This is a genomic window from Algorimicrobium bowmanii (genome assembly GCF_054031195.1).
In genome coordinates, this window is record NZ_CM132929.1 from 2,861,908 (window position 1) to 2,886,489 (window position 24,582).

Here is a 24,582-nt window from a genome sequence, read left to right on the forward strand (position 1 = left end):
GCTAATGTAATGAAATCCCTTAAAACTAAAAAACCCTTCTTTTTTTCAATAGAAGGGTTTTGAGTATTTATATAACTTTAATTAGATCTTAAAGTTACCTTTTGCTTTATGTTCGCTTTCGTCATAACGCTCTGTACATTTGTCAAGAATGCTATATGCTTCTTTAGCATCTCCCCAGCCTCCTACATCAACTTTCTTTTCTTCTAAATCTTTGTATACTTGGAAAAAGTGTTCGATTTCTTTAATACGGTGTGGATTTAAATCTTTAAGATCTCTATATCTATTCCAAATTGGATCAGAAACTGGTACACAAATTAATTTCTCATCTGGACCTTTTTCGTCTGTCATATGAAATACACCAATAGGTCTAACTTCCATAACACACATTGGGAATGTAGGCTCAGCACCTAAAACCAATACATCTAGAGGATCTTGATCTAAAGCCAAAGTTTCAGGAATAAATCCGTAATCTCCCGGATACATCATTGATGAAAATAACATACGGTCGAAACGTATTTTCTTTAATTCAAAATCGTATTCATATTTGTTACGACTACCTTTTGGTATTTCGATTAGTACATCGAAAGTTTCTTTGCCTTTTGGACTCATAGTAAAAATTATTATTAACTACCACTTAAAAAAAGTGATTTGATGATTTATTTCATTGTAAACCGAAAAATTTCGGGGATGCAAAGATACATAAGTCTTTGGGCTTGGGCAACTAAAATTGATTATGAATTAATTAAGACTATGTAAATTAAAAAATTTTAACCCGCATTTTTTTCTTAAAATTGGAAACCAAAACTACCTGTAACACCAAAATCACGTGATTCTGGATTATCAAGATAATTACCTCGAAAATTAAAATCTATCCTAAAAACCTTAAAAATATTTCCAATTCCAAAGCTATATTCATAATAGATTTCATCGGTTGGCGCTACTAAAGGCACATTTGAAGGAGCACTTAAAGCTATATTAGCATCCGAAATATCACCCCAAACACCACGAACTCCTATAATTTCACGCCAATTTAATTTTCTTAAAAAAGGAATTCGTGAAAATAATCGTCCGTTAAAATTATGTTCTAAATGTAGAGATGCATACGTATCTGTAACAAACTCGTAATAATTTAATTGTGAAAATGATTTATAAATTGAAAAATAAGACTGGTTTCCTGGAACAACACTTAACAATCCTAAGGGTACTGTTCCAAAAGTTTTACCTAATTCAACAGTGGAATATAAACGTCCAAATCCGCCCAATTGCCATGGCTGAATATATGAGAATTGCAATTTGGTATAACTAAAGTCACTATTAAAAAAAACTTTATCACCTACCGTATACTGTGCAAATATAGATGCGTAAGTATCATTGGCATTTCGGCGCTCTACGCCATATCCGACCATTTTACGTCCAGGAAAATACGACACAGCTATAGTACTTTCAAATTGTTTAATTTCTGAAGAAACACCACCAGGCGCACTCGGGTCTACATAATCCAAACTAAACGTTGGGGAAGCAGACGACAAGGTTCTGTAATCGCCACCTACACGAAATAGCACGTTCTTTATAGGCTCTATCTCAACAGCTAAAGCCGTTAAAAATATATTAGTAAGCTTGTCATTAGGTGCTGTAGTAAACACTGCATTGGAAGCTAAACTTCGTCCTAACACATCTGTTGACGTGGTTAAACTTGCTCCTATTTGCTCTATATCTCGCCTATGTCCTGCCGAAATTATTAAGCGATTACGTTTATTTAATAAATATTTAGCCGAAAATCCATACTTAAACTTATCATCATTAAAACCATAAGCCAAAAACCCTTGCAAACGCCACAAATCATTCGGTCCAAAATACGTTCGGGCACCAGCTCGTAACCGTACGCCTTCTACATCGTTATAACCTACGGTTGAGAAAATAGGTCCATAATCAATATTTAAGTCATCAAACTCGATATATCCAGAGGCTAAAATACTCCCTGCATTATATAGACGTTTAAATTTCTTAACCGTTTTAAGAGTATCCAACATTTTATAAACGCCTTTTTCATCATTATTCAAGGCTTCCATTCGGTTGGTGTCCCAAAACTCATCTTCGCGGTTATAAGCATCCAAATTATAATCGAAAACTTCTTCTTTATAGAACTTCTCATCTTTAGGCTTATTAAACTCATAATTATCATAGAGTGTGGTACGCTTTCCATAAACACCACGCGATTCTTCCTTTTTATTAAAGGTGAAATCTGACATAAAATAATCACGTTTAATTAGAAAAACAGAATCGTTTAAAACATCAAATTCTTGTTCTATATAAATTTCCTTAACCCAATTAATATTAGCGCTTTTAGAAGCCTGCATATTAATTTCCTTTATTGCGTAGGTTGAGTCGTTAACCCAAAAGTCTCCTTTAAAAGTTAATTCGTTTTTTCGTCGGGGATAGTAAATAATATTATAACACCATTTATTGTCTCGGAATGCACTATCAGAAAGCACATAATTATAGGTGTTTACGCCTGTTTTTGAAATTGGACTTACAAAACTCTTATCAAAAAACTTCAAGTAATTATCGTATACATCATATTCTGAATATAAATCTTTAATAAAAGCTATAATACTTTGGTTGTTACTAAAACCTGAATTTTTATTCCCTTTTAGTTCTACCTTTTCTTTGTTAAGAATATTGTCTCCATAAATCTTAGCAACTTCTTCATTTAAAAAAATAGGTAGATAGGTTTTCCCGGTGACTTTAGACGTATCAACCTGTTCAAAAATAAATTCCATCCCTTTAAAAAGGTTACTTGTTACTAATGAACTATCAATGGTATTTAAATCAAACTCTACTTTTTCGTAGCGATCGTATGCATACTGCTTAAATTGGTTTAAACCATTTTTTCGCTTGCGTTCCCAAATTTTCTGCAAAATGGCTATTGCCGGGTTTTCTTCAGCTTTTTTAGACTGTTTTCCTGTAACAATAAACACTTCGTTTAAAGCTGCTGCTTCCTCCTCTATAGTGAAATTTAAATCGTAGTTAACCTTTTTTTCTAGTTGAAACTCTATTGTTTTATACCCTACAAACGAAACGATAAGGGTTGGCCATGTTGTTTCTGATTCTAAATAGAAGCGTCCATTTTCATCGGTAATCGTCCCTTCAAATGAATCCTTAAAAAGTACATTAGCGTAGGCCACAGGTTCCTTGTTTTCATCGTACACATATCCACTAACTTTAGTTTGTGCTAACACAAAACTAGTTCCAATTAAACATATAAAAAGTAGTAGATTAAATTTCATAAGGACAAAAAAACTTCATTAACAAAGCAGTCAATGAAGTTTATTAAACGTAATAGATACGGTTATTATTTATACATCACTTTCTTCACTGCCTCTATAACATCTTTGCTACTAGGCAACCACTCCTCAAAAAGAGCTGGCGAATACGGTGCTGGAGTATCTGCTGTATTTATTTTCACAACTGGAGCATCTAAATAATCAAAAGCTTCTGATTGTACTAAATAAGTAATTTCAGTTGCTACATTACCAAATGGCCAAGCTTCTTCTAAAACTACCAAACGATTTGTTTTCTTAACAGAGGTTAAAATAGCATTTCGATCCATAGGTTTTACGGTACGTAAATCTATAATTTCACAAGAAACACCTTCTTTAGCTAATTCATCAGCTGCAATGTAGGCTTCTTTGATAATCTTACCAAAAGAAACGATAGTTACATCTGTCCCTTCTCGTTTGATATCGGCAACACCTAAAGGAATCGTATATTCTCCTTCTGGCACTTCCCCTTTATCACCATACATTTGTTCACTTTCCATAAAAATAACAGGATCGTTATCACGGATAGCTGCTTTTAATAATCCTTTAGCGTCATATGGGTTAGAAGGTACAACAACTTTCAATCCTGGAGTATTAGCAAACCAACTTTCAAAAGCTTGAGAGTGTGTTGCTGCTAACTGTCCTGCAGACGCTGTTGGTCCACGAAAAACTATAGGACAAGGAAACTGTCCACCAGACATTTGTCTAATTTTTGCGGCATTATTTATAATCTGATCAATTCCTACTAACGAGAAATTAAACGTCATATATTCTACAATGGGTCTATTACCTGTCATTGTCGAACCGATTGCTATTCCTGCAAATCCAAGCTCGGCAATTGGAGTATCGATAACACGTTTAGGCCCAAACTCGTCAAGCATACCTTTTGATGCTTTATAAGCGCCATTATATTCAGCAACTTCTTCACCCATTAAATAAACGCTTTCGTCACGACGCATTTCTTCGCTCATGGCTTCAGCTATTGCTTCTCTAAATTGTATTGTCTTCATTTACTTATCTTAATTACGAAAGAACAAAAATAACAATAAATAAAAAACTATACTCATTTCTTAGCTCTAAAAATTTACTATGCGTGCATAGCAAATATTCAAAATAAAATAATTAACTTCGTAACCTGAAAATAAATAGACTTTTTAATATAAATATATAGATATGAAAATATTAGTATGTATTAGTCATGTACCTGATACGACGTCAAAAATTAACTTTACTGATGGCGACACCAAATTTGACACCAACGGTGTGCAATTTGTAATTAACCCAAATGATGAATTTGGATTAACACGTGCCATGTGGTTTAAAGAAAAGCAAGGCGCCAATGTAACTGTTGTAAATGTGGGTGGACCAGAAACGGAACCAACACTACGAAAAGCACTAGCTATTGGAGCAGATAATGCTATACGTATAAATACAGAGGCTGTAGATGGCTTTCAAGTAGCTAAACAATTGGCTGAAGTAGCTAAAGAAGGTAGCTACGATCTAGTTATTGCTGGACGTGAATCTATTGATTATAATGGAGGAATGGTTCCAGGTATGCTTGCTGGCTTAATGAACGCTAATTTTGTAACAAATTGTATTAGTCTTGAAGTAGACGGTACAAATGTAAAGGCTATGCGTGAAATAGATGGTGGTAAGGAAACGGTTTCTACAAGTTTACCATTAGTAATTGGTGGTCAAAAAGGCTTGGTTGAAGAAAGTGACCTACGTATTCCAAATATGAGAGGAATTATGATGGCTCGTAAAAAACCTTTAGAGGTTAAGGAACCTGTTAGCGCCGGATCTGAAACAGCATCCGTAAAATTTGAAAAGCCAGCACCTAAAGGAGCCGTAAAATTAATAGACGCGGATAATGTGGGTGAATTAGTAGACTTACTTCATAATGAAGCTAAAGTAATTTAATGACCAATTAAATTACCTCAAATATCGTTTTTGAGAGCTAATATTAGTAAGTAAAAAAATTAATTAGATTCCTAGTATTTATAATTATTAGGAATGACTAAAAAACAAAATTATGTCAGTTTTAGTATATACAGAGTCCGAACAAGGAAAATTTAAAAAAGTTGCTTTAGAAGTTGCATCGTATGCAAGAGCTGTAGCAGATGAAATGGGTACTAGCGTAACAGCCATTACCTTTAACGCTGATGACACAAGCGTACTTGGAAATTATGGTGTCGATAAAGTATTAAAAGTATCTAACAGTGCTTTAGACAAATTTAACGCTAATGCATACGCTAGTGCTATTTCACAAGCAGCTAAACAAGAAGATTCAAAAGTTGTTGTTGTAAGTTCTAGTGCCGATAGTAAATACTTAGCACCTCTATTAGCTATAAACCTAGATGCTGGTTATGCATCAAATGTAGTTGAAGCACCAGCGAGTGTTTCACCATTTACAGTAAAACGTACCGCGTTTACAAATAAAGCATTTAACATGACCTCTATAGATACCGATGTAAAATTGGTAGGTGTTTCTAAAAACGCATATAGTGTTAAAGAAAATTCTGCAAGCGCTGCCGCTGAAGACTTTTCACCAAATGTTCCTGAATTAGGTGTACAAGTTGATTCTATTGATAAAGTAACTGGTCAAGTTACTATTGCCGATGCAGAAGTAGTTGTTTCTGGTGGACGTGGATTAAAAGGTCCTGAAAACTGGGGAATGATTGAAGACTTGGCTAGTGTTTTAGGAGCTGCAACAGCATGCTCTAAACCGGTAAGTGATTTAGGATGGAGACCGCACAGTGAACACGTAGGTCAAACAGGGAAACCGGTAGCCTCTAACTTATATATAGCAGTAGGTATTTCTGGAGCTATTCAACATTTAGCAGGTATTAACGCTTCTAAAGTAAAAGTAGTTATAAACACGGATCCAGAAGCACCATTCTTTAAGGCTGCAGACTACGGAATTGTAGGAGATGCCTTTGAAGTAGTTCCTAAATTAATTGAAAAATTAAAAGAATTTAAAGCACAACAGTAAATATATTTTTTAAATTGTATTTATTAAAGAGCTGTTTAAGTTAGTGTAAAATACTAAAACTGTTTCGTTCAGTTTGGTAAAGTCCTATTTTAAACAGTTCTTTGTTTTTTTATTTACTATGAGTTTAGTACGACTAAATATTAAAGGAATTTCCTACAGCCAAACACAAAATGGCGCCTACGCATTGATATTAAATGAAGTAGATGGCGACAGAAAACTACCAATTGTAATAGGTGCTTTTGAAGCCCAATCCATTGCTATTGCTTTGGAAAAAGAAATTAGACCTCCTAGACCATTAACCCATGATTTATTTAAAAACTTTGCCGATCGGTATGATATAGTTATCAAACAGGTAATTATTCACAAATTGGTAGATGGTGTTTTTTATTCAAGCATTATTTGCGAACGCGAAATGGTTGAAGAAATAATTGACGCTAGAACCAGCGATGCTATTGCATTGGCCTTACGTTTTCAAGCCCCTATATTCACCTACAAAAACATATTAGATAAAGCTGGTATTTATCTAAAAATAAACCCAGAAGATGAACCTTCTGAAGACAGCATCTTAGTTGATGATCTTCTTACAGAAGAATTAGAACAAAGCACTGAAAATCCAGACGACTATAAAGAGAAATCTTTAGACGAACTAAACAGTCTACTTGACGAAGCCGTATCAAAAGAAGATTACGAAATGGCTGCAAAAATTAGAGATGAAATATCGAAACGATAACTAAATCACCACTTATAAAATGTGGTGTTTAATAGTCAATACTTTATGAAAATAATGAATTGCAAACACCATGTGCTCCCTAATAATAAGAAAAACAACCACATGAAACAGTTAATTTTAGCATTAACAGCCCTTTTATTTTCAATCAATGCGCTATTTGCTCAAGATATTTCTAAAAAATGGCAAATTGAAACTGTTAAAAACAAGGTAGGCGAAACGGTATTTTCTGTAGACCCTTATACCGATGTTCTAGAATTAAAAAATGGTGAGTTTCATTTCTCCTTTAAAGACAACGACTCCATTAATGCATCTGGTGATTATATGCATCAGAATAATTTACTCGTTTTCTTTTACACCAAACCTGTCGATACCCTAAAACGCTACAAAATAACAGAACTTACAGACTCTACGCTAGTTTTTACTGAAAAGGACAAAATTTACAGATTTATAAACAATGAAACCCCTGATGAAACACTAACAACTACTGATCTAGCAGACACGAATAAAATTATACCGAGTCAAGGATTTTCCTTCAATAGTATGTGGCGCGGTATATTAGGAATGGTTTCATTAGTTTTTATAGCATTCTTATTTAGTAGTAATAGACGTGCTATAAACTGGAAAACAGTCGGTATTGGCTTAGCTTTTCAGTTGGTTATAGCAATTGGCGTTCTTAAAATCCCTATTATCCAAAGTGCTTTTGAAGGTATTGGAGGACTCTTTATTAGTATCTTAGATTTTACACGAGCAGGAAGTAAATTCCTATTTGAAGGATTGGTAGTAGACATGGATACATTTGGATTTATTTTTGCCTTTCAGGTACTACCTACCATTATTTTCTTTTCAGCTTTAACATCTGTTTTGTTTTACCTAGGCCTTATCCAACGCGCCGTTAAACTAATGGCAATGTTATTATCTAAACTTCTTAAAATATCTGGAGCCGAAAGCTTAAGTGTGGCTGGTAATATATTTCTAGGACAAACAGAGGCGCCTTTATTGATTAAAGCCTATTTAGAAAAGATGACCAAATCTGAAATACTTTTGGTTATGATTGGAGGTATGGCAACGGTTGCTGGTGCTGTTTTAGCCGCTTATATTGGATTCTTGGGTGGTGATGATCCCGCTTTACGCTTAATCTATGCAAAACACTTACTTGCAGCTTCTGTAATGGCAGCTCCTGGTGCTATTGTAATTTCTAAAATATTATACCCACAAACAGAAGAAATTAACAAAGACGTGTCGGTTTCCTCTGAAAAAATAGGCTCAAACATCCTTGATGCTATAGCCAATGGAACAACTGAGGGATTAAGACTTGCTGTAAATGTTGGCGCCATGCTTTTAGTATTCGTAGCATTTATAGCCATGCTAAATGGTATTCTTGGTGGCCTTGGTAGTTTTGATGGGATGACCATTAATGCTATAGGCTTGGATTGGTCTTTTACTTCCGTTAATGAACTTATAGCTAACAATACACCTTATAAAGAAGGGCTTTCGTTAGAGTTTATTTTAGGTACCATTTTCGCCCCTTTAATGTGGTTAATTGGTGTTGCTACCGAAGATGTAATGATGATGGGACAATTGCTTGGTATTAAATTAGCTGCCAGTGAATTTGTTGGATACATTCAATTAGCTGATCTAAAAAATGCGGCAAACGAAGTACATTTAAACTATAATAAATCTATTATTATGGCCACCTATATGCTTTGTGGTTTTGCTAATTTTGCTTCAATTGGAATTCAAATTGGAGGTATTGGTTCATTAGCTCCTGGACAAAGAAAAACACTTTCCGAATTTGGAATAAAAGCATTAATTGGAGGAACTATTGCATCATTAATATCTGCAACTATAGCAGGTATGATTATTGGATAAATCTCTAATACCAATTTTTTATTGAAGCACCCACTGAAAGCATTTATTTTCTGTATTTTTACCAACAGTATTTAAACCATTTCAGGAAACCATAATAGCCTTATGAAACAATATCACGACCTTGTAAAACACGTATTAGAAAACGGAAATGAAAAAGGTGACCGCACGGGAACTGGAACCAAAAGTGTATTTGGGCATCAAATGCGTTTTGACTTAAGTGAAGGCTTTCCAATGGTTACTACCAAAAAACTTCATCTAAAATCCATTATTTATGAATTATTATGGTTTTTAAAAGGTGATACCAATATCAAATACCTAACTGATAATGGTGTACGCATATGGAATGAATGGGCTGATGAAAATGGTGACTTAGGTCCTGTTTATGGACACCAATGGCGAAATTGGAATAATGATGACATCGATCAAATTAAGGAGATTGTTGAAACCTTAAAAAACAATCCTAATAGCAGACGTATGTTAGTTTCTGCTTGGAACCCATCTGTAATGCCAAATACTTCAAAATCATTCAGTGAAAATGTTGCTAATGGGAAAGCTGCACTACCGCCATGCCATGCTTTTTTTCAATTTTATGTTGCCAACGGAAAACTATCTTGTCAATTATACCAACGTAGTGCGGACATCTTTTTAGGTGTACCATTTAATATTGCTTCTTATGCCCTATTTACGATGATGATGGCACAGGTTTGCGGGTATGAAGCTGGAGAATTCATTCATACCTTTGGTGATGCTCACATTTACAGCAATCACTTTCAGCAATTAGAACTTCAATTATCACGTGATATCAGACCGCTACCAAAAATGCGTATAAATCCGGATGTGACTGATATTTTCGATTTTAAATTTGAAGATTTCACATTAGAAAACTACAACCCTCACCCACATATTAAAGGAGCCGTTGCGATTTAAAACCACCTAATGAAACATTTATTTTTTACTTGCTTTTTATTCTGTATTTATAGTCTAAGCTATTGCCAAACAGAACCATTTAACAGTACTAAATATCCCACACATAGAGCTTGCAAAAACGTATCTACCAATGAAGCCCTAAAAAAGTGTACTACGGATAAGATAATGGATTACTTAAAAGTTAGCATCAATTACGAACTAGCTGACAAATTATTCCCATTAGAAAAAAGTACTCAATTTCAAGTTAGCTTTACTATTAATGAAAAGGGAAAAACGGAAAACATTTCAGCCAAAGCCCATAAAAGAGAAATGGCTGCAGAAGTTATTCGTGTATTAAAACGCATGCCTAAAATGAAAACGCCCGGCTTTATAAATGGTAAACCTGCTAAATATCCCGTTCAATTTTTAATGACCATTTATTTCTAAGATAAATTCACTAGAAATTGGCTAAATTTGTCTAAATTCAACAGATATGTTTGGAAAGAAAAAAGAAACTATTTCAGAAGCCGAAAAAGAACAATTAGAACTTTTAAAAACAGCTCAAAAGCGCGTTAAACAAAAGAAACGTTTATATGCTCATTTTGTAATATTTTTAATTGGTTCAGTATTTTTAATCCTAGCGAATACGGTTTTAGGTATCAAAAAAGATTTCAGACCGCTAAACATAGACTGGTTTGTTTTTGCTATAGCTATATGGCTATTCTTATTTATTTACCATGTATTTAATGTGTTTGTGACATCTAAATTACTAAGTAAAAAATGGGAAGAAAAGCAATTAAATATATTAGTTGCCAAACAAAAAAAACGTATTGCCGAGCTTAAAACACAAGTAGAAAAAGATTCTCTACTTCCTAAAAAACTATTATCTAATCGCACAAACATCACCATAATTGTAGCGGCAGGTGAAAATAATGCCATTGGAAAAGACAATCAATTGATATGGCATTTATCGGATGATTTAAAGCGTTTTAAGAATTTAACCAATGGACATCATATTATTATGGGACGTAAAACTTTTGAAAGCTTCCCAAAACCACTTCCTAACAGAACACATATAGTTATTACCCGACAAGAAAACTATCAAGCACCAAATGGTGTTATTGTAGTAAATAACTTAGAAGATGCCATAGACGCTGCTAAATCGGACCAACAACCTTTTATAATTGGAGGAGGCGATATTTATAAACAAGCCATAAATTTAGCAGATAAAATAGAAATCACTCGGGTGCATTCAGATTTTGAAGCAGATACTTTTTTCCCAGAAATAAACTTGGATAACTGGCAAGAAGTAACTAAAACTAAGCATCAAAAAGACGAAAAACATGCTTACGACTTTTCGTTTATAACATACATTCGTCGCTAATTTTTACAGAAACACTGTTTGTTAACTACGTACAATTGATAACTACAACCCTGTAAATGAGCTTGGAAAAACGCGTAGATTATTCCCATTTTTTATCTAATTTCGCACCATGGTTAAAGACATTCAATTACGGGTTAGTTTAGCAGAAGAAGAACGCCCAGATATTCTACTTATTAAAGCGGCAGAATATCTTAAAATAAATCGCAATAAAATTTCGGGTATTAAAGTACTCCGAAAATCTATTGATGCCCGGAAACCAAAAATCATTTTCAACTATAAAGTAGCTGTTTATATAAACGGACCTACACCACAAAAATCAGAATACACCTTTAACTATCAAGATGTTTCTAAAGCCAAACCCATTCATATTATTGGCTTTGGTCCTGCTGGAATGTATGCTGCTCTGCGTTGTATAGAATTAGGGTTTAAACCCATTGTACTTGAACGTGGTAAAAATGTAAAAGACAGACGTAGAGATTTAAAAGCCATTAATCAAGATCATTTTGTAAATGAAGATTCTAACTATTGTTTTGGTGAAGGTGGTGCTGGGACCTATAGCGATGGAAAATTATATACTAGAAGTTTAAAACGTGGAGATGTACGCAAAATATTTGAAAATTTAGTTTTTCATGGTGCAACCGATCAAATTTTAGTTGATGCGCATCCGCATATTGGTACTAACAAACTTCCAAAAGTCGTTCAAAATATTCGAGAAACAATTTTAAAATATGGTGGCGAAGTACATTTTGAGTCACGTGTAACCGACTTTAGTATTAAAAACAATGCAATTCAAGCCATTCAGTTAAACAATGGCACCGAAATGCAAGCTAACCGTGTAATTCTGGCTACAGGACATTCAGCTCGTGACATTTATTACCTATTACATAAAAAAGATTTAGATCTTGAGGCCAAATCATTTGCAATGGGAGTTCGTGTTGAACACCCACAAGAAATTATAGATTCCATCCAATATCACTGTAGTGGAAAACGTAGCGAACTATTGCCTGCCGCATCTTACGGTTTAGTACAACAAGTAAATAACCGTGGTGTTTATTCATTCTGTATGTGCCCGGGTGGCTTTATCGTACCTGCAGCAACCGCCAATGGTGAAGTAGTTGTTAATGGTATGTCGCCTTCAAAGCGTAATAATTTATATGCTAATTCTGGTATTGTAGTTGAAATTAACGTAGAAAAAGACCTATTTAAATACGATAAATTTGGAGCGCTTAAAGGCCTAGAGTATCAAAAAGACTTGGAACGCTTAGCGTTTACAGCTGGCGGTAGAAGTCAGGTAGCACCTGCACAACGTTTAACCGATTTTGTTGAAGGACGCTTATCGGATACTTTAAATACAACCTCATATCAACCCGGATTAAAATCGGCTCCATTACACTCCCTGTTACCCAAATTTATAGGTGGGAGGTTACGTCAAGGGTTTAAAGCCTTTGGTAAAAAAATGCCGGGTTACTATACCGAAGAAGCCAATATTGTCGGGGTGGAATCACGCACCTCTTCACCTGTAAGCATACCTAGAACAGAACAATTAGAACACACACAAATAAAGGGTCTGTACCCTTGTGGTGAAGGTGGCGGATATGCTGGTGGTATTATTTCTGCAGCTATGGATGGCGAACGTTGTGCAGAAGCTGCCTGCCAACAAAATTAAACATTGGTATATAGCATCTTTTATACGGTATTAATTGCATTAAGAGCCGCTATAGACTAATAATAAATTTCTTATTTTTGCAGCAATCAAAAATAAAAATACATGAACGCATATATATTTCCAGGTCAAGGTGCTCAATTCTCAGGAATGGGACTCGATCTATATGAAAAATCACCATTAGCTCAAGAGTTATTTGAAACAGCTAATAAAATTTTAGGTTTCAATATTACCGATACTATGTTTGAAGGTACGGCTGAAGACTTAAAGCAGACTAAGGTTACGCAACCAGCTATTTTTTTACATTCGGTAATACTCTCTAAAGTTTTAGGCGAACGTTTTAATCCAGATATGGTTGCAGGACACTCTTTAGGTGAATTCTCAGCTTTAGTAGCAAATGGAACAATGTCTTTTGAAGATGGTGTTAAACTTGTTTCTACACGTGCTTTAGCAATGCAAAAAGCTTGTGAAATTCAACCTAGTACTATGGCTGCTGTTTTAGGATTAGAAGATACGGTTGTAGAAAACGTATGTGCTTCTACTCCTGGTATCGTTGTTGCTGCCAATTACAACTGCCCAGGACAATTAGTAATTTCGGGGGAAGTAACAGCTATTAATACAGCTTGTGAAGCACTAAAAGAAGCTGGAGCAAGACGCGCTTTAGTACTTCCTGTAGGTGGCGCTTTTCATTCGCCATTAATGGAACCTGCAAGAGAAGAATTAGCTACAGCAATTGAAGCTACAAATTTCAACAAGCCTACCTGTCCAATTTACCAAAACGTAACAGCCTCTGCAGTAACTGACGAAGCGGCTATAAAAGCTAACTTAATTTCTCAGCTAACAGCACCTGTAAGATGGACACAATCAGTACAGCAAATGATAGCAGATGGCGCGACTTTATTTACAGAAGTAGGTCCTGGTAAAGTATTACAAGGATTAGTAAAAAAGATAGACCGTAATTCACAAACAGCTTCAGCTGCTATAGAACTAGAAGCCTAATGAAACTATCTCGTACAGCATGGATTATTATACTAATTGTATTTAATATTGCTATAGATCAAATTTCGAAAATTATTGTAAGAGCTGAGGTAATACCAGGTAGTCAAACACCTATAATAGGCGATCTATTCACCTTACATAATGTTGAAAATTCAGGTGCATTTCTAGGAATGGGCAGTGATTTTCACCCAAACCTACGGTTAATTTTATTATTAATCTTACCTACGGTAGTTTTGGGTTATGTGGTGTATTATATTATAAAAAATAAAGACTTAGATCGTCACTCCTTAGTAGGTTTCTGCTGTATTGTTGGTGGAGGTGCCGCTAATGTATATGACCGTATTATGTATGGCTCAGTTACCGATTTTTTTCATATCGATTTAGGTGGCGTATTTAGAACAGGTATTTTTAATGTTGCAGACATGTCTGTTATGCTAGGAATGGGCCTTCTACTTTATGCTAGTTTTAATGGTAAAAAAAGTTTTAAGTAGATTCTAAAACATATTAAAATAAAAAAACTTGTAGAAACCTATTGTACAATATAGTTTCTACAAGTTTTTATTTATAAAAGCTTCAAATTACATTCTAAGCTTTACAACCTACTTTATCTTGCCAATTCACAAGACTCACAATCTTTAATTTTACCGTAGTAGGTTTCACGGTATTTGTGAAGTGTTTTAACAGGAATACTTAAAAATTGCTTTTTTATATAAGTAACCTTTGTTTGTAATTCACCCATTTTTGGGGTAAATCTTTTTTCGACTTTCGTCTCGCGTTTTACTGTAATCAATCTCATATTATCTCGTATCATTTGATACAAAGTAACGAATGTTTTAGGTGTTATACAAAATTAGGACACTAAAATACTGAAAATCAATAATATAATATTAATACACTAATCAAACCGGTCTTTCATTAGGATATCCACAATGAAAGTTCGTTATAATTATGAGATAACAAATGGTGAAATTTTAAATATTTCTGATATTTTTCTCCCATTTCCAAGCAGAAAGCATTGCTTCGTCTAAAGTTGATTTGGCTTCCCAACCCAATTCTTTATTTGCTTTAGTGGTATCTGCATATGCTGAAACAACATCACCTTCTCGTCTATCGGCAAATTTGTAGCTTAGTGATTTATCAGCTATTCGCTCAAAAGAATTTATAACTTCTAAAACAGAACTACCAACTCCAGTTCCAATATTAAAAGTTTCGTAATTACTAGAATTTGTCCCTTCTAATAAACGCTGTAAAGCAACAACATGAGCTTTAGCTAAATCTACTACATGAATGTAATCTCGAATACACGTACCATCTGGCGTTTCATAATCATTTCCAAAAACAGATAATGATTCACGAAGTCCTGCTCCTGTTTGAGTTATATAAGGCACTAAATTTTGTGGAACACCAATAGGTAATTCGCCTATTTTAGCTGTTGGATGCGCACCAATAGGGTTAAAATAACGCAATGCAATAGCATTCAAATGCGTTGTCACTTTGCAGGTATCTTTTATAATTTCTTCACCTATCTGCTTCGTATTACCATAAGGTGATTCTGCTGGCTTAATAGGCGCATCCTCTGTAATAGGCATCTTATCTGCTTGACCATAAACAGTACAAGAAGAACTAAAAATAAAATTAGCCGTTGTCTTTGCACTTAAACACTGCAACAGATAAATAAGTGTATTTAAATTATTCTCATAATACATTAAAGGTTCTTGTACACTTTCTCCAACTGCTTTACTAGCTGCAAAATGAATAACACCTTTGATATCTTTATATTTTGAAAAGAAATCTTGAACAGCTGATTTATTTTTTAAATCTAAGTTTTCAAAAATGGGTGTTACACCTGAAACTGCTGTAATACCATCTAAGACTTCAATTGACGAGTTTGATAAGTTATCAATAATTACAACTTCAAAACCTTTCTTTTGTAATTCTACAACGGTGTGCGATCCTATAAATCCCAATCCACCTGTTACTAATATTTTATCCATTAATAAATTCAATAATTTTAGAGGTAATAAAGTTTATTTGCTCATCATCCAATTCGGTATGCATAGGCAACGAAATAACACGTTTAACCAAATCATTCGTTACAGGGAAATCGGATTCATTATAACGGGAATCCGCATAAGCTTTTTGGTTATGTAATGGAATTGGATAGTATACACCACATGGAATATTGTGACTATTTAAGAATGCTACTAAACCATCACGATCCACATCATTAAGCTTTAATGTATATTGATGGTAAACATGATTAGAATCATCTCCATAGTTATAAGGTGTTTCAATTTGCGAAACAGCACTTAAAGCCTTATTATATTTACTTGCTGCTAGTTTACGTGCACTATTATACGCATCTAAATTTGGTAATTTAGCATTTAAAACAGCTGCTTGAATAGAATCTAAACGTGAATTAACACCCACAACGTCATGATGGTAACGTTCATACATACCATGATTTACAATTCCACGAATGGTATGAGCTAAAGCATCATCATTAGTAAAAATTGCACCACCATCACCATAACAGCCTAAGTTTTTAGATGGAAAAAAGGATGTAGAAGCTACATGACCTATAGTCCCTGCTTTGGCTTTACTACCATTACTATATGTATAATCGGCCCCAATTGCTTGTGCGTTATCTTCTATTACATACAAATTATGCTCTGTAGCTAAATCCATTATAGCTTCCATATTAGCACACTGTCCAAATAAGTGTACCGGTACGATGGCCTTAGTTTTAGGTGTAATAGCTTTTTCTATGGCTTCAATACTAATATTAAAATCGTCAGGATTAACATCTACTAAAACTGGCGTTAATTGTAAAAGAGCTATAACCTCAACCGTTGCAGCAAAAGTAAAATCAGCTGTGATAACTTCATCTCCGGGTTTTAACCCCAATCCCATCATGGCTATTTGTAGCGCATCTGTACCATTGGCACAAGGAATAACATGTTTAACATTTAAATAGGTTTCAAGGTTTTTTTGAAACTCATGAACTTTAGGTCCATTTATAAAAGATGCATTGTCTATTATTTCCTGAATATCAGGATTCACTACATCCTTTATACCGCTATATTGACCTTTAAGGTCAACCATTTGAATTTTTCTCATATGCTACGAAATTACGAAATTCATGAACGCGAACCAATGAAATTATTTCAAAGAAATGTATTTTAGCAACAAAGAATAACATTTGAGAACTTTATACACTTTTGGAATATACTTAGCACAATTGGTATTACCGCTTGTAGCCTTATTTAACCCTAAAATAAAACAAGGTGTTGTTGGCCGTAAAAGTAGTTTTTCAACCTTAAAAAGCACACTTAATAAATCTTCAAAAAAATTATGGTTTCATTGTGCATCGTTAGGAGAATATGAACAAGGCCTCCCTGTTTTTAAAGTGTTAAGAGTCCAATACCCAAACCATGAAATAGTCCTCACTTTTTTTTCACCATCTGGTTACGAAATTCGTAAAAACACGAATATTGCTGATATTGTAGTGTATTTACCAATGGACACTCCACAACATGCCAAACAGTTTTTAAATCTTGTAAAACCTGAACTTACTGTATTTGTTAAGTATGATATTTGGCCAAACTATCTGTTAGAACTCAAAAAAAAACAATATAAAGCCATTCTAATATCTGCCTTATTTCGCAAGAACCAATCCTATTTTAAATTTTATGGCGGTTTTATGCGCCGTGCGCTTTTTGCTTTCAATCATATTTTCGTACAAGATTCAAATACGAAACACTTATTAGAAACTATAAACTATACCGATACAAGCATATCAGGAGACACACGCTTTGATCGTGTTTTTAGTCAATTATCTCAAAATAATAAACTTGATTTTATAGAAACATTTAAAAACAACAAGTTATGCGTTGTAGTTGGAAGTAGTTGGCCAGAAGATGAAGCACTACTTATAGACTATATAAATACAACAACAGAGGACACAAAATTTATAATTGCTCCCCACAATATTAAATCCCATGATATTGAAAAGTTAAAAAAAGCACTCACAAAAAAAACGGTACTGTATTCCGAAAAAAACGGAAAGAATCTAGAGAATTATACGGTCTTCATTATAGATACCATTGGGATACTTAACAAAATTTACAGTTATGCTGACATTGCTTATGTAGGCGGAGCCATGGGAAACACGGGACTACACAACACGTTAGAGCCTGCTGTTTTTGGAGTTCCGGTAGTAATAGGTAAAAATTTTGATAAGTTTCCAGAAGCCTCACAACTAATTTCTAATGGTGGAACATTTACGGTTGACACTAAAAAAGCACTTCAACAAAAATTAGATTTTCTAATAAAAAACACAAAAGAGCGTCAATACACTGGCAATCAAAATTTTGAATTCATTAAAAAAAATACAGGAGCCGTAATCCAAATAACGGATTATGTACGTATATAAAACCGAATGAATTTAATCTATTGTTAAAAAATGTTAAAATTAAATTATACAAATTCATAATAAGTTACTAAATTAGCATTTCATTTAACACGTAACACTAAAACTTTTAACCAATGAAAAAATTATTATTAAGCACAGCTCTATTATTAGCTTTAGGTGTAACTTTCACTTCTTGTAGAGATGAAAAAAACACTGACAGCGTAGAAGAAACAATGAACAATGCTCAAGAAGCTATGGAAGAAACAGCTAATGATGCTGAAGAAGCTGTAGAAGAAGCTGCTAACGATGCAGAAGGCGCTATGGAAGAAGCTGGTGAAGCTATGGACAATGCTGCTGACCAAGCTGGTGAAGCTGTAGACAACGCTGTTGACCAAGCTGGTGAAGCAGTTGATAATGCTGCTGACGCTACAGGTAAAGCCGTTGATGATGCTGTTGATGCAACTGGTAAAGCTATCGATGATGCTGCTGATGCAACAAAAAACAAAGTTAACGATCTTACAGACGGTGAATAATTTTATTTGAAACCTAAATAAAAAAAGCGCTCCAATAGGAGTGCTTTTTTTATAGATATAAGCCTATTAATTCCTTTTTGATGGTATAACCAAGAAAGGTAAATCGGTATGAAAACCTATTTGCTCCACGCGAGATGTGAAAAATAAATTTTCGAAAAATGAATGTTTATTATTAATCATAACTAACATATCTACAGGCTTATTTTTTTTAAACGACACAATTGCTGACGATACACCTTCACTTCGTACGTCATGAAATTCATACTTACAAGAATTTAATTCTGCTTTCAACAACTCCTGATTCTTAAGTTGCTTCTCGGTTAAAGCATCTCCGAATGACACATGCAACACATGGTATGTTGAATCAAACATTTTACTGAAATCCGTTAAAACATCTAATTCACAACGGGAATAATCCACACCATAATCTGTTGGAAACAAAACTATTTTAGGCTCATGGTAGTTAGCTGGCATTGGAATAGCCAACACAGGACAGTTTGCATTTTTAAAAACATGAACAGCATTGGACCCGAAAAGCACTTCCTTAGCACCTGTTGCTCCTTGAGTACCCATAATAACCAAATCAATTTTATTTTTAACAACTACATTTTTTACTTCTTGAGATAATGTATTAAATGATGAAATAATCTCCACTTCATGTTCTGGATTAGTATTCGCACTTTCCATTTTCTTCTTAAAGCGCTCCAAACCTTCTAAAGATGCATTTTCTACCGTTTTAAGCAATTCAAACTGCGCCGCAGTAGCTTGCATATACTCCATATTGTAAATAATAGGTGTATATGTATGGAGCAGATAAAATTTACAAGGTGTTGTTTTAAACAACTGCAATGCATATTGTATGGCGTGAAATGAATTATCTGAAAAATCTGTTGGCAATAGTATATGTTTCATGATTACGAGTTTTTAATTATTAGAAGAATCACCTTAAAGCTAAACATTTAACAAGTTACAAACTATGACAAATGTCACATTAACAAATATTTACCAACTAAATTTTAATATCTATTTTTTAAAGTACTAACTTTATTTTAGCATCTCATATCAATACACTAGGCATTTACATCGTATTTTTTTACACTAACAACACTTATGAAAAGCTATTCATTATACTTGATTCTACTACTTTGCTTAGCAATATTTAGTGTAGATGTAGCAGCCTACTACGGATTACAGGAAATATTAAACATAATAGACTCCTCAATATTTAATCAAATAATTGATGTGTTATTTTGGTTCTTTTCTGCAGGACTTATTATTGCTATTATTACATTAAAACTACGTATGGATATTATAAATCCACAACAAAAACACTTGTTAATTAGCTCTCTTTATGGCTTAACAATATCTTCATTTATCCCCAAAACAATCTTTATAATTGCTGTTGGTATTTTATATATAGGCAACTACACCATTGTCCATAACGTTTCATTAATAACCATTCCGTTGTTAGGCTTGTTTTCTGGACTCCTACCCTTTTTTATTATCCTTTACGCTATTTTTAAAGCTCGATACAACTTTAAAGTGCATCACATAAAAGTAAATCACAAGCAATTACCAGAAGCCTTTAATGGTTTAAAAATTATTCAGATTTCAGATTTACACTTGGGAGGCTTTAACTATCAATTTCATATTTTAGATCGTGCTTTTGAAAAAATAAACAGTCTAAATCCAGACCTTATAGTTTTTACTGGCGATCTCGTAAACAACTACGCATGGGAATTACAAGGTTGGGAAGAGTCTTTTAAAAAGTTACAAGCTAAACTAGGCCTATTTGCTGTATTGGGAAATCATGATTATGGCGATTACAGCGCATGGGAATCACCACTAGCAAAACAGCAAAATTTTGAAAACATATGCAATTTCTTTAGTACCGTTAATTTTAAGCTACTTAACAATGACTCCGAAACAATTAAACTAAACAATCAAGAAATTAACATTGTAGGTGTTGAGAATTGGGGAAAACCACCTTTTAAACAATATGGCAATCTAGACAAAGCATTGACCGATGTAGAAAATTTCTCTTTTAAAATACTACTTTCCCATGACCCCTCGCATTGGTCAAAGGAAGTTTTGAATAACACCAATATAGCATTAACGTTATCCGGACACACTCACGGCATGCAAGCGGGTATCAGTTTTGGTAAAAAAGAATGGAGCCCTATAAAGTACAAATACAAGCACTGGGCAGGACTCTATGAACAGGAAGAGCAATTCTTATATGTAAACCGTGGTTTGGGCTGGCTAGGCTTTCCTGGCAGAATGGGTATGCGACCAGAAATAACGAGTATAACATTACTTAAAGATTAGAATCTGATAAAAGAATAAAAACACACGACTCCCCAACACTCTTAACGTCTATGTAATTCATTATTTTTCATTATCTTCATTACAGAAGCTTAATTAAAACATGATATCATGGAAGATAAAAAGAGCCCATTTCTTAAAAAGCTAAATGAATTAAACAAAATAGAACACCTATTAAAGAAAGTAAACACTAAAAATTCTTTAAAAAAACAATCCGAACTAAACATTGTCGACTATAAAGTTTATAATCAAAAATACGGTGCTTCAAATGAAAAGGACAAAGAGTGGATGGATAAAAATGCAAACAGCATTTTAAAACCATATGAGAACGGAACAAATCAATTAACATTAATTGAAAGTCATCTTAAAACTATTAAAAACATTCTTATCTTCTTTTGTGTATTAGCAATAATATCACTTCTACTTAATTTTATAACAATATTTTTTTATTGAAATACTTAGGAGCTAAAGAAACCTACAAAGACTTAATGAATCTAAACCTTTATAAAACAAAAAAGCCGAAACTTTCGTTTCGGCTTTTCATATGTACTGAAGACGGGACTTGAACCCGTACGTCCTAATGGACATTGGATTTTAAGTCCAACGTGTCTACCAATTCCACCACTTCAGCATTGGAATTTCTTTTCAATAGTAATTCAGAGCGAAAGACGGGATTTGAACCCGCGACCTCCACCTTGGCAAGGTGATGCTCTACCCCTGAGCTACTTTCGCAATTTTTTAATGAACGTGCAATATTGCTATTGCGGTTGCAAATTTAAGACTTTTATTAGAATTACAAAGACTTTTTTGAAAAATTATTCAAAAAAAATTAATTTTCTTTTTTCTTGACCAACATTCGCTTAATTTCATTTAGCTTCATAAGCGCTTCTACCGGCGTAAGTGTATCAATATCAATATGTAATATTTCGTCTTTAATATTTTCTAATAATGGGTCATCTAAATTGAAAAAACTCAATTGCATGTCATCATCGGCTAAATTTTTAACCGTATCAGTCAATTCATCACTAGAATGTGACTTTTCAAGTTTCTTTAAAATAGTATTTGCACGATGCAAAACCTGTTGTGGCATACCCGCCATTTTAGCAACATGAATACCAAAACTATGTTCACTACCGCCAGGAACGAGTTTTCGTAGAAATAACACATTGTCCTTTAACTCTTTTACCGAAACGTTAAAATTCTTTATCCTTAAAAATGTTTCGGTCATTTCATTTAACTCATGGTAGTGCGTAGCAAATAAGGTTTTTGCTTTAGCTGGATGCTCATGAAGGTACTCACTAATAGCCCATGCAATTGATATCCCGTCATAAGTACTAGTTCCACGACCAATTTCATCTAAAAGCACTAAACTTCGTTCCGATAGATTATTAAGAATGGATGCCGTTTCATTCATCTCAACCATAAAAGTAGACTCGCCCATTGATATATTATCAGAGGCCCCTACCCGTGTAAAAATCTTATCAACTAAACCAATACGAGCGGATTTGGCGGGAACAAAACTCCCCGTTTGTGCTAATAAAACAATTAAAGCTGTTTGACGTAGAATAGCAGATTTACCAGACATATTTGGACCGGTAATCATAATCATTTGCTGCTTATCTCGGTCTAAATACACGTCGTTAGAAATATACGTTTCACTTGGCGGTAATTGCTTTTCTATAACCGGATGACGCCCCTCTTTGATATCTAAATCAAACGAGTCATCAATTTCAGGATACACGTAATTATTATCGGTTGCTAATTGAGAAAAACCACATAAACAATCAAGTTGACCTATTAAAAAAGCGTTTTGCTGAACCGGCTTAATATACTGTGTCATCCATTGAATTAATTCCGAAAACAACTGTTGCTCTATGGCTAAAATACGTTCTTCAGCACCTAATATTTTTGCTTCGTACTCTTTAAGTTCTTCAGTTATATAACGCTCAGCGTTAACCAAGGTTTGTTTTCTAATCCACTCTTCAGGAACTTTATCCTTATGCGTATTCCTAACTTCTATATAGTAACCAAAAACGTTGTTTGAAGCTATTTTAAGCGACGTGATACCAGTACGTTCGCTTTCACGCTTTAGCATTTGGTCTAAATAGTTTTTACCTGAAGAAGACAAGCCACGAAGCTCATCTAATTCTTCAGAAAAACCAACAGCTATAGTAAAACCTTTTAATACGTTTACCGGCGCATCTTCGTTTAGGGTTTCTTTTATTTTACTTCTTAAAACGTCACAACTTTGTAACGTATCACCAATTACTTTTAAAGCATCGTTATCACAATTTGATGCGATATCTTTTATAGGAATTATAGCTTCTAAAGAATTTTTAAGCTGAATAACCTCACGAGGATTCACTTTACTTGTAGCTATTTTAGAAATTAAACGTTCTAAATCGCCTATTTTTTTAATATGAGACTGTATCTCTTGAAGCGTTGTTTTATTACCACTTAAAAAACTAACAACTTCATGACGTTGCTTAATTTTGGCAACATCTTTAAGTGGTAAGGCTAGCCAACGTTTCAATAAACGCCCACCCATGGGCGAAATGGTCTTATCAATAACCTGTAAAAGTGTTACTGCATTATTATTTGTAGAGTGGTAAAGTTCCAAATTTCTAATGGTAAACTTATCCATCCAAACATATTCATTTTCAGCAATACGGCTAATAGCCGTAATATGCTGCAATTTTTTATGCTGCGTTTCAGCTAGATAATGCAAAATACCCCCAGAAGCTATTATACCTTCCTTTAAATCTTCTACACCAAAACCTTTTAATGTTTTCGTGTCAAAATGTTTAATTAAAGTCTCATGTGCATAATCGGTTTGAAAAATCCAATCTTCTAAATAAAAGGTATGAAAATCCTGACCGAAGGTTTCATTAAAAAACAATCGTTTTTGTTTAGAAACGAGAACTTCACTCGGATTAAAATTTTGAAGTAACTTATCAATATATTCGGCATTCCCTTGAGATGTTAAAAACTCGCCTGTAGAAATATCCAAAAAAGAAATCCCTATATGGACCTTACCAAAATGAACGGAACATAAAAAATTATTAGATTTTGAAACGAGCACCTCATCGTTAAGTGCGACACCTGGTGTAACCAATTCAGTGACGCCACGCTTAACAATTGTTTTAGTTTGTTTCGGATCTTCAAGCTGATCACAAATAGCAACACGCTCGCCAGCTTTTACCAATTTAGGCAAATAGGTATTTAAAGAATGGTGTGGAAATCCCGCTAATTCAATTTCACTATCACTTCCTGCACCGCGCTTGGTAAGAATTATTCCAAGAATACCTGCTGTTTTAACAGCATCTTCCCCAAAAGTTTCGTAAAAATCGCCAACGCGAAATAATAACAGTGCATCAGGATACTTAGCCTTGATAGCATTGTATTGTTTCATTAATGGTGTTTCCTTTTTTGCTTTTTTTGCCAACG

At 34.0% G+C, this 24,582-nt stretch carries 22 protein-coding genes and 2 tRNA genes; 14 read left to right on the top strand and 10 right to left on the bottom strand.

Annotation, left to right across the window (positions count from 1 at the left end):
- Positions 1-81: 81 nt before the first annotated feature.
- From ACW5R3_RS12865 to ACW5R3_RS12875, 3 genes are all read right to left on the bottom strand, one after another.
- Positions 82-609 (bottom strand): inorganic diphosphatase, encoded by a 528-nt coding sequence (locus tag ACW5R3_RS12865; RefSeq protein ID WP_456577422.1) that lies wholly within the window; start codon positions 607-609, stop codon positions 82-84.
- A gap of 176 nt (positions 610-785) precedes the next feature.
- Positions 786-3,287, bottom strand: coding sequence for a DUF5686 family protein (locus ACW5R3_RS12870; RefSeq protein WP_456577423.1), 2,502 nt, complete (start codon positions 3,285-3,287; stop codon positions 786-788).
- A gap of 65 nt (positions 3,288-3,352) precedes the next feature.
- On the bottom strand, positions 3,353-4,330 hold the full coding sequence (locus tag ACW5R3_RS12875; protein ID WP_456577424.1) for a pyruvate dehydrogenase complex E1 component subunit beta: 978 nt from the start codon (positions 4,328-4,330) through the stop codon (positions 3,353-3,355).
- A gap of 163 nt (positions 4,331-4,493) precedes the next feature.
- On the opposite strand from ACW5R3_RS12875, the gene ACW5R3_RS12880 reads away from it, so the two are divergent.
- The 10 genes from ACW5R3_RS12880 (at position 4,494) to lspA (ending at position 14,354) form a co-directional block, all read left to right on the top strand.
- Positions 4,494-5,240, top strand: coding sequence for an electron transfer flavoprotein subunit beta/FixA family protein (locus ACW5R3_RS12880; protein ID WP_456577425.1), 747 nt, complete (start codon positions 4,494-4,496; stop codon positions 5,238-5,240).
- Positions 5,241-5,352: 112 nt separating this feature from the next.
- Positions 5,353-6,312, top strand: a complete 960-nt coding sequence (locus ACW5R3_RS12885) for an electron transfer flavoprotein subunit alpha/FixB family protein (RefSeq protein WP_456577426.1) — start codon at positions 5,353-5,355, stop codon at positions 6,310-6,312.
- A gap of 118 nt (positions 6,313-6,430) precedes the next feature.
- Entirely contained in the window at positions 6,431-7,042 is a 612-nt protein-coding gene (locus ACW5R3_RS12890) for a bifunctional nuclease domain-containing protein (protein ID WP_456577427.1), read from the top strand.
- A gap of 102 nt (positions 7,043-7,144) precedes the next feature.
- On the top strand, positions 7,145-8,911 hold the full coding sequence (locus tag ACW5R3_RS12895) for a nucleoside transporter C-terminal domain-containing protein (protein ID WP_456577428.1): 1,767 nt from the start codon (positions 7,145-7,147) through the stop codon (positions 8,909-8,911).
- Positions 8,912-9,013: 102 nt separating this feature from the next.
- Complete coding sequence (locus tag ACW5R3_RS12900) at positions 9,014-9,838, top strand: thymidylate synthase (protein ID WP_456577429.1); 825 nt, start codon at positions 9,014-9,016, stop codon at positions 9,836-9,838.
- A 9-nt stretch (positions 9,839-9,847) separates the two neighbouring features.
- Positions 9,848-10,264 carry a hypothetical protein gene (locus ACW5R3_RS12905; protein WP_456577430.1) on the top strand — a complete coding sequence of 139 codons (417 nt, stop codon included), beginning with the start codon at positions 9,848-9,850 and terminating at the stop codon, positions 10,262-10,264.
- Between the two features lie 46 nt (positions 10,265-10,310).
- Positions 10,311-11,201, top strand: coding sequence for a dihydrofolate reductase (locus ACW5R3_RS12910; protein ID WP_456577431.1), 891 nt, complete (start codon positions 10,311-10,313; stop codon positions 11,199-11,201).
- Positions 11,202-11,310: 109 nt separating this feature from the next.
- Positions 11,311-12,867 carry an NAD(P)/FAD-dependent oxidoreductase gene (locus ACW5R3_RS12915; protein ID WP_456577432.1) on the top strand — a complete coding sequence of 519 codons (1,557 nt, stop codon included), beginning with the start codon at positions 11,311-11,313 and terminating at the stop codon, positions 12,865-12,867.
- 102 nt (positions 12,868-12,969) lie between these two features.
- On the top strand, positions 12,970-13,863 hold the full coding sequence (gene fabD, locus ACW5R3_RS12920) for an ACP S-malonyltransferase (protein ID WP_456577433.1): 894 nt from the start codon (positions 12,970-12,972) through the stop codon (positions 13,861-13,863).
- Positions 13,863-14,354, top strand: coding sequence for a signal peptidase II (gene lspA / locus ACW5R3_RS12925; RefSeq protein ID WP_456577434.1), 492 nt, complete (start codon positions 13,863-13,865; stop codon positions 14,352-14,354). Before fabD ends, lspA begins: the two co-directional genes overlap by 1 nt.
- A 113-nt stretch (positions 14,355-14,467) precedes the next feature.
- On the opposite strand, the gene ACW5R3_RS12930 is transcribed toward lspA, so the two are convergent.
- The 3 genes from ACW5R3_RS12930 to ACW5R3_RS12940 form a co-directional block, all read right to left on the bottom strand.
- A complete protein-coding gene (locus ACW5R3_RS12930) occupies positions 14,468-14,659 on the bottom strand; it encodes a hypothetical protein (protein WP_456578838.1) in 192 nt (63 codons plus the stop codon).
- Positions 14,660-14,834: 175 nt separating this feature from the next.
- On the bottom strand, positions 14,835-15,857 hold the full coding sequence (galE, locus tag ACW5R3_RS12935; RefSeq protein ID WP_456577435.1) for a UDP-glucose 4-epimerase GalE: 1,023 nt from the start codon (positions 15,855-15,857) through the stop codon (positions 14,835-14,837).
- Positions 15,850-16,983 (bottom strand): DegT/DnrJ/EryC1/StrS family aminotransferase, encoded by a 1,134-nt coding sequence (locus tag ACW5R3_RS12940; protein WP_456577436.1) that lies wholly within the window; start codon positions 16,981-16,983, stop codon positions 15,850-15,852. Before ACW5R3_RS12940 ends, galE begins: the two co-directional genes overlap by 8 nt.
- Before the next feature lie 82 nt (positions 16,984-17,065).
- Here ACW5R3_RS12940 and ACW5R3_RS12945 point away from each other — a divergent pair, with 82 nt between their 5' ends.
- Together ACW5R3_RS12945 and ACW5R3_RS12950 are read left to right on the top strand one after the other, a co-directional pair.
- Entirely contained in the window at positions 17,066-18,298 is a 1,233-nt protein-coding gene (locus tag ACW5R3_RS12945) for a 3-deoxy-D-manno-octulosonic acid transferase (RefSeq protein WP_456577437.1), read from the top strand.
- A gap of 113 nt (positions 18,299-18,411) precedes the next feature.
- On the top strand, positions 18,412-18,810 hold the full coding sequence (locus ACW5R3_RS12950) for a hypothetical protein (RefSeq protein WP_456577438.1): 399 nt from the start codon (positions 18,412-18,414) through the stop codon (positions 18,808-18,810).
- Positions 18,811-18,876: 66 nt separating this feature from the next.
- On the opposite strand, the gene ACW5R3_RS12955 is transcribed toward ACW5R3_RS12950, so the two are convergent.
- Positions 18,877-19,722: a universal stress protein gene (locus tag ACW5R3_RS12955; protein ID WP_456577439.1), complete on the bottom strand. Its 846-nt coding sequence runs from the start codon at positions 19,720-19,722 to the stop codon at positions 18,877-18,879.
- A 198-nt stretch (positions 19,723-19,920) separates the two neighbouring features.
- Between ACW5R3_RS12955 and ACW5R3_RS12960 the strand changes: the two genes are divergently transcribed.
- Together ACW5R3_RS12960 and ACW5R3_RS12965 are read left to right on the top strand one after the other, a co-directional pair.
- Positions 19,921-21,138, top strand: a complete 1,218-nt coding sequence (locus ACW5R3_RS12960) for a metallophosphoesterase (RefSeq protein ID WP_456577440.1) — start codon at positions 19,921-19,923, stop codon at positions 21,136-21,138.
- Positions 21,139-21,246: 108 nt separating this feature from the next.
- Positions 21,247-21,588, top strand: a complete 342-nt coding sequence (locus ACW5R3_RS12965) for a hypothetical protein (RefSeq protein ID WP_456577441.1) — start codon at positions 21,247-21,249, stop codon at positions 21,586-21,588.
- A gap of 94 nt (positions 21,589-21,682) precedes the next feature.
- On the opposite strand, the gene ACW5R3_RS12970 is transcribed toward ACW5R3_RS12965, so the two are convergent.
- The 3 genes from ACW5R3_RS12970 to mutS all read right to left on the bottom strand — a co-directional run bounded on the left by ACW5R3_RS12970 (position 21,683) and on the right by mutS (position 24,580).
- Positions 21,683-21,766, bottom strand: a tRNA-Leu gene (locus tag ACW5R3_RS12970).
- 29 nt (positions 21,767-21,795) lie between these two features.
- Positions 21,796-21,867: transfer RNA gene (locus tag ACW5R3_RS12975), tRNA-Gly, on the bottom strand.
- A gap of 97 nt (positions 21,868-21,964) precedes the next feature.
- Positions 21,965-24,580 (bottom strand): DNA mismatch repair protein MutS, encoded by a 2,616-nt coding sequence (mutS, locus tag ACW5R3_RS12980; protein WP_456577442.1) that lies wholly within the window; start codon positions 24,578-24,580, stop codon positions 21,965-21,967.
- Positions 24,581-24,582 lie beyond the last annotated feature (2 nt).

Excerpts from the sequence above, each read along its gene's own strand:
- ACW5R3_RS12865 (WP_456577422.1), bottom strand. The coding sequence starts at position 609 with ATGAGTCCAAAAGGCAAAGAAACTTTCGATGTACTAATCGAAATACCA.
- ACW5R3_RS12870 (WP_456577423.1), bottom strand. The coding sequence starts at position 3,287 with ATGAAATTTAATCTACTACTTTTTATATGTTTAATTGGAACTAGTTTT.
- ACW5R3_RS12875 (WP_456577424.1), bottom strand. The coding sequence starts at position 4,330 with ATGAAGACAATACAATTTAGAGAAGCAATAGCTGAAGCCATGAGCGAA.
- ACW5R3_RS12880 (WP_456577425.1), top strand. The coding sequence starts at position 4,494 with ATGAAAATATTAGTATGTATTAGTCATGTACCTGATACGACGTCAAAA.
- ACW5R3_RS12885 (WP_456577426.1), top strand. The coding sequence starts at position 5,353 with ATGTCAGTTTTAGTATATACAGAGTCCGAACAAGGAAAATTTAAAAAA.
- ACW5R3_RS12890 (WP_456577427.1), top strand. The coding sequence starts at position 6,431 with ATGAGTTTAGTACGACTAAATATTAAAGGAATTTCCTACAGCCAAACA.
- ACW5R3_RS12895 (WP_456577428.1), top strand. The coding sequence starts at position 7,145 with ATGAAACAGTTAATTTTAGCATTAACAGCCCTTTTATTTTCAATCAAT.
- ACW5R3_RS12900 (WP_456577429.1), top strand. The coding sequence starts at position 9,014 with ATGAAACAATATCACGACCTTGTAAAACACGTATTAGAAAACGGAAAT.
- ACW5R3_RS12905 (WP_456577430.1), top strand. The coding sequence starts at position 9,848 with ATGAAACATTTATTTTTTACTTGCTTTTTATTCTGTATTTATAGTCTA.
- ACW5R3_RS12910 (WP_456577431.1), top strand. The coding sequence starts at position 10,311 with ATGTTTGGAAAGAAAAAAGAAACTATTTCAGAAGCCGAAAAAGAACAA.
- ACW5R3_RS12915 (WP_456577432.1), top strand. The coding sequence starts at position 11,311 with ATGGTTAAAGACATTCAATTACGGGTTAGTTTAGCAGAAGAAGAACGC.
- fabD (WP_456577433.1), top strand. The coding sequence starts at position 12,970 with ATGAACGCATATATATTTCCAGGTCAAGGTGCTCAATTCTCAGGAATG.
- lspA (WP_456577434.1), top strand. The coding sequence starts at position 13,863 with ATGAAACTATCTCGTACAGCATGGATTATTATACTAATTGTATTTAAT.
- ACW5R3_RS12930 (WP_456578838.1), bottom strand. The coding sequence starts at position 14,659 with ATGAGATTGATTACAGTAAAACGCGAGACGAAAGTCGAAAAAAGATTT.
- galE (WP_456577435.1), bottom strand. The coding sequence starts at position 15,857 with ATGGATAAAATATTAGTAACAGGTGGATTGGGATTTATAGGATCGCAC.
- ACW5R3_RS12940 (WP_456577436.1), bottom strand. The coding sequence starts at position 16,983 with ATGAGAAAAATTCAAATGGTTGACCTTAAAGGTCAATATAGCGGTATA.
- ACW5R3_RS12950 (WP_456577438.1), top strand. The coding sequence starts at position 18,412 with ATGAAAAAATTATTATTAAGCACAGCTCTATTATTAGCTTTAGGTGTA.
- ACW5R3_RS12955 (WP_456577439.1), bottom strand. The coding sequence starts at position 19,722 with ATGAAACATATACTATTGCCAACAGATTTTTCAGATAATTCATTTCAC.
- ACW5R3_RS12960 (WP_456577440.1), top strand. The coding sequence starts at position 19,921 with ATGAAAAGCTATTCATTATACTTGATTCTACTACTTTGCTTAGCAATA.
- ACW5R3_RS12965 (WP_456577441.1), top strand. The coding sequence starts at position 21,247 with ATGGAAGATAAAAAGAGCCCATTTCTTAAAAAGCTAAATGAATTAAAC.